Genomic DNA, 5,222 nt, shown 5'->3' on the forward strand with positions numbered 1-5,222 from the left:
AAGAAGAGGGTAAAACATGGGAAAATTGAATGCAGTCGAAAAATTGCAAAAAGAATTAATGAAGACGCGCGAAGCGATCGACATCGTCAAGATCATCTTAGCGAAGAAAAACGACCCTCATCTCGAAGAACAGTTGAAAAGATTAATCACCGAACACAACCAAATTGTGACCCAAATCAAGAGCATCCAGTAAGGATGCTTTTTTATCTTATCGCCCTCTACTCGTAACTACCAGGACGCTATCCATTAGGTCAACCAGTCCATCCATATTTTATGTCATGACTTTTTCATTTTTGAATGGTAATATTTTTACACATTCAACCAAACTGAAATGGTACTTACTTAAGCAACAAAATTGAGCAATTTCCTCTAGAGTAATACTAGTTTGATGATTTTCTCTAATATACTTAGTTGCCTTTCGAATAATCGGTGTCATCTGATTATTAAATGAATTAGCGATTTGGACCGTTAACCATTAAACATATTCACATACTTTTTTTACAAATTTATCATAACGAATAATATGGTAAAGCTCTTGGATATTTGTGCGTTTTTAGACATGATAAGTGTTGCATCAACACCTGACTCTACTACAACTCGAGAAATTAACATGATTAAATCGACTACCTCTGTCTTAAATACGTCTTCATTTAATCTACAGGCATTGGCAACTTGTTCTATATAATTTTTTAATTGATTTACTTCATCACCAATTCGAACAAGTGCTAATAATTCAACACGCTCTTCAGTTGGCGCTTTTAGCGTATTTTTTTCAACCGGCTTAATACCACTATGAAAAATCAGCTTATTTCCTTGAAAAAAACGCCCTGACATTGATTTTCTGGCCTCTTCAAAAGAATGGTGTAACAAATAAGGCTCATTGTATTTTTTACCAATACCAATTGAGACTGTAATTTGAATTGAATCTACCCATTTCCATAAATAAGAAACTTCTATTGTCTGATCAATTTGATTTATGAGTTTTTGACCAATATCTATTTTCCATTGGATTGGACTTTCCGCTGCTAAATCAGGATAACGATCAATTGAAATCACCATTAAGACATTTGGATACGTATCAATGCCACAAATTCTCTGAACTTCCTCAAAAGTTCCTATTTGAACTAGTGTACCAGAGAGTAGCCAATTTGAAAAAGCTGATTGAGTAGCATTTCGATTCATCTTAATATCTCCTTTTTAGCCTTTATGATTTTTCTTAGTTGAAAAAATGCTAATAACTAACAAACGATTTAGTAAAAAAAGAAGCAATTGTACTCTAAGAGTATAACTGCTTCACAAAAAATTTCATAATTCCATAACGCCTATTTTTTCTTCAACAAGTGCAATAATTTCTCCATCATGAATTTGACGGCAAATTGTTTCAATATCATTATAGAAATATCGATCCTCTTCAACTGTTGGAACTTGATTTCTAACTAACTGGTGAACACTTGCCGTTACTGGCGATGGCTTTAATGAATCATGGAAATCTAGAGCTTGCGTAGCAACCATTAGCTCAATAGCTATAATATGTTCAAGTTTTTTAGAAATTTGATAAGCTTTCTTAGCAGCAAAATACGCAAAGCTAACAACATCCTCTTGATTAGCACATGTAGATGTATTATCAATTGTTGCTGGATGCGATAGAACTCTGATTTCATTAAGCAATCCAGCAGCGGTATATTGTGGAATCATATATCCATTGTTTAACCCTGGATTCACAACTAAGAAATTATGAAGTTCACTTACATGATAATTTACCAACCGATCAATACGACGTTCAGCTATCTTTGCTAAATTTGCCATACCAATACAAATAGTATCTGCATCGATTCCCACATATGAAGAATCAAAATTTCCACCCATTAACGCAATACCATCTTCTTCCTCGGGCCAAATAATCGGATTATCACTTGAGGACTTCATTTCATCTTTTATATTTTCTAATGCATTTTTAAACACTTTTTTTACTGCTCCATGAACTTGTGGTATACATCTTAAACTAAGTGCATCCTGTAAGCGATATTCTTTATACTTCTCTGCTATTTCACTTCCAGCTAAAATCTTGGAAACGATTCGAGCTGTTTCTGATTGTTCTTCATGTTTTTTTACTGAGTGTAGACGTGGATCTAAAGCTTTAATAGTACCTTTAAGGGCTTCTAATGACATAGCGCCAGCTACATCTGCAGTTTTTACAGCCTGAATTGCATTATATATAGAGAGTATAGCGAATGCTGTTACTGATGTAGAGCCATTTAAAAGTGCTAATCCTTCTTTACATTCAAAAGTCACAGGTTTTAGTCCGGCACGCTCCAATGCTTCATGCCCGTTTAGTAGCTCATTCCTATACCAAGCTTTTCCTTCTCCCATTAATACTAGGGCCATATGTGCCTCAGGAGATAAGTATGCTACCGATCCTTCACCGGGAACAAATGGTAAAATATCATTGTTAAGCAGGGTAGCAATTAGCTCTAAAACTTCAAATCTAACTCCTGAATAGCCTTGCCCTATATTATTTAAAATCATTAATTGAATAGCTCTTACCACTTCTTTTTCAAGTGGCTCTCCTACTGAAACAGCATGAGATCTGACAATATTTCGTTGAAGAGTTTGTGCATCTTCCTTTGAAATAACCTCTGTGACATTACTTCCAAAGCCTGTAGTTACCCCATAAACTGCTCTTTCTTCTTCAAGAAACATTTCGATTAGATTACGAGAATTATTTATTCTACATAAGTAATTTTCTGTAAAAGATACTTTTGCTCCATATCTAGCAACAGCAATCACTTCATTGATCGACAACTCATGATCTCCAAGAATAACCTCTTTGATACTATTTGGATGATTAAAATCGTACTTGGTCATTAAAAACACCTCTTAATTATTTATGAATTAACTTTTAATACTAAACAAAATACCAAAAATATGAAAATTAGACTTACTGAAAACGCTTGTCTTACATAGCGCAAAGCCTGAAGAGGTGCGGAGTTACCTAGATGATAAGAAGCACCTCAGGCAGGCTAAGCAACGAAGAAAGAGAGCGTTTGTTAGTCTGAAGCAGTTTAATGACTTGAAACTGATTGTTTGTCTCAACTAAATCCCCTTCAAGTAATAGATTACTAGCTTCATTTAATGAAAGTGACTTTGTCTCTGGAGCCCAAGCTATTGAAACAATTGTACCAATTAATAGAATGATAGACATCCCAATCATTGAAGGTGCCATACCCATAGAACTAACGCTTATAGGTAATAAGAATGTTCCAAAAGCTGAACCTATTCGACTGACTGCTGTTGTAACCCCTACTCCAGTTCCACGAACTTCGGTAGGAAATAGTTCAGCAGGATAAACTAACGTTAAATTTGAAGCGGCTGACATTACAAAAGTAAATATTGCAAAGACAATTATCGCAATCGTATGTAGCCCTTGTGGTAAAACAGTTAAAACAAATAATGAAATTGTTAAAATAATAAATGTATTAATCGTAAATCCTCTACGAGTTAATTTTTCAGTGCACCAAACACCAGCAATCGCCCCTACTAGAAGGAACAAGTTTAGTACCATATCTACACCAAAAGTTTCTTCAAAACCCATTTTACTTAAAATAGTTGGAAGGAATGTATAAATCGCGAAATATGGAACTACTTGGCACATGTAAAAAAGTGATCCAAATGTTGTACGTGTCCAAAGCTGTTTATTGAATAAATCGGTAACTTTGTATGTTTGATTAGAATGTGAGTCGACTGTCTCATCCATTACAGCATTTTCACCAATATACTTTCGCACAATGGCACGTGCCTCTTCAACGCGCCCCATTTTTAATAGCCAACGCGGAGATTCTGGTGTGCCAAACAGTAAAAGAAGAACGATTAAACCAGGAAGTGCAGCACTTACTAACATCCAACGCCATGCGTCTGGCCCTGTTTTTTCTAAGTAATAACCAACTAGATTTGAAGCTACATATCCAACAGTCCATAAAACGTTTAATGAAGATAATAACATACCTCTGTACTTTCTAGGTGCAAACTCAACTAGTAAAGTAGATCCAACGGCATAATCTCCTCCAAGTGCAACACCAATTAAGATCCTTAATGCAAAAAGAGTGTACGGATCATGGACAAAAAACTGTAAAGCTGACGCGATTGTAATAATTACAAAGTTTACTAAATATATTTTCTGTCTACCAATCCGATCTGATAATCCTCCAAGAAACAGACTACCAAAAAATAGACCGATTAATGCGGAACTACCGATTAATCCTTCCCAAATTGAATTTAATTTCATTTGCGGGCCAAGTAGCGAAAGCGCCATTCCTATAATCCCTAATGCCTAGCCATTCGAAAAATTCGAGCCAAAAGTAAGTGCTGTAATCCGAATATAAAATTTATTAAGTAGTGCATCATCCAACATAAATTTTTTTCTTTCAAAAGAACCTCTCCTTTTTTGACTTTTCAGATAAAACACCTTGTAAAAAATAGTAAGTAATCATCTAACGACTTACTTTGATTTCTTAAAGCGCTTACAAAATATTCGATATTTTTAGTAAATTATAATAATTACTGGTCAAATTAGCTCTAGATAAAGTTTCGGATTACTAGCACAATATTGCTTTAATAGAGGGATAGGAATGACAATGGTGGAGGGAATAGGAAAAGAAGTTAAATGATAATGGAACTTTTTTATTTGCACTCTACAGACTTCTTCCACAGAGCAGCTGTGTAGATTTTTCTTCTAAAGAAATCGTTAACTACAAATAAAAAATAACGACAAAATGTCGACTATGTTGTTCAACTAACGCAATGCGTTAGTTGCATAACCTGTAAAAATAAAAAAGAGAAAACTCTTGGGAAGGAGTTTCTCTTAAAAGGTGACATTGGGCAAAAAAGATTGTTCACTATAATATATTCAATTTAAAAACTAATGTATATTCTGTTTGCCTACTAGGAAAATTTTATTGAACTATCGCATCAGTTCGTATTATAAGGTCAACCAGTTAAATTTCTGGTTGACCATTTTTGATATGGTCTTATGATTAAGTAGTCGGGGCAGAACGAAGCATTAGTGGGGCTTAGACCCCGTCAACTAAACAGTTCACCCCCTACTTATAGAAACATGCTTTGGGCTGGTTGGGACAAAGATCCCGAATAACAAGCGAACCTATGACACTATAAGGGAGTATTAGGGGAACCGATAAATTTAATAGTTTTAGGAGGAGATAGTTTAT

General features: G+C 34.8%; 4 protein-coding genes. 1 reads left to right on the forward strand and 3 read right to left on the reverse strand.

Annotated features, from left to right (window positions below; genetic code table 11):
* Positions 1–16 precede the first annotated feature (16 nt).
* Positions 17–193: a hypothetical protein gene (locus tag CN692_RS26160; RefSeq protein ID WP_179874429.1), complete on the forward strand. Its 177-nt coding sequence runs from the start codon at positions 17–19 to the stop codon at positions 191–193.
* Positions 194–498: 305 nt separating this feature from the next.
* On the opposite strand, the gene CN692_RS12240 is transcribed toward CN692_RS26160, so the two are convergent.
* From CN692_RS12240 to CN692_RS12250, 3 genes are all read right to left on the reverse strand, one after another.
* A complete protein-coding gene (locus tag CN692_RS12240; RefSeq protein WP_098119447.1) occupies positions 499–1,182 on the reverse strand; it encodes a hypothetical protein in 684 nt (227 codons plus the stop codon).
* A 123-nt stretch (positions 1,183–1,305) separates the two neighbouring features.
* Complete coding sequence (gene hutH, locus CN692_RS12245) at positions 1,306–2,865, reverse strand: histidine ammonia-lyase (protein WP_098119448.1); 1,560 nt, start codon at positions 2,863–2,865, stop codon at positions 1,306–1,308.
* A gap of 127 nt (positions 2,866–2,992) precedes the next feature.
* Complete coding sequence (locus tag CN692_RS12250) at positions 2,993–4,309, reverse strand: MFS transporter (RefSeq protein WP_257144021.1); 1,317 nt, start codon at positions 4,307–4,309, stop codon at positions 2,993–2,995.
* Positions 4,310–5,222: the final 913 nt, after the last annotated feature.

The organism is Bacillus sp. AFS002410 (assembly GCF_002556365.1).
Lineage (GTDB): Bacteria > Bacillota > Bacilli > Bacillales > Bacillaceae_G > Gottfriedia.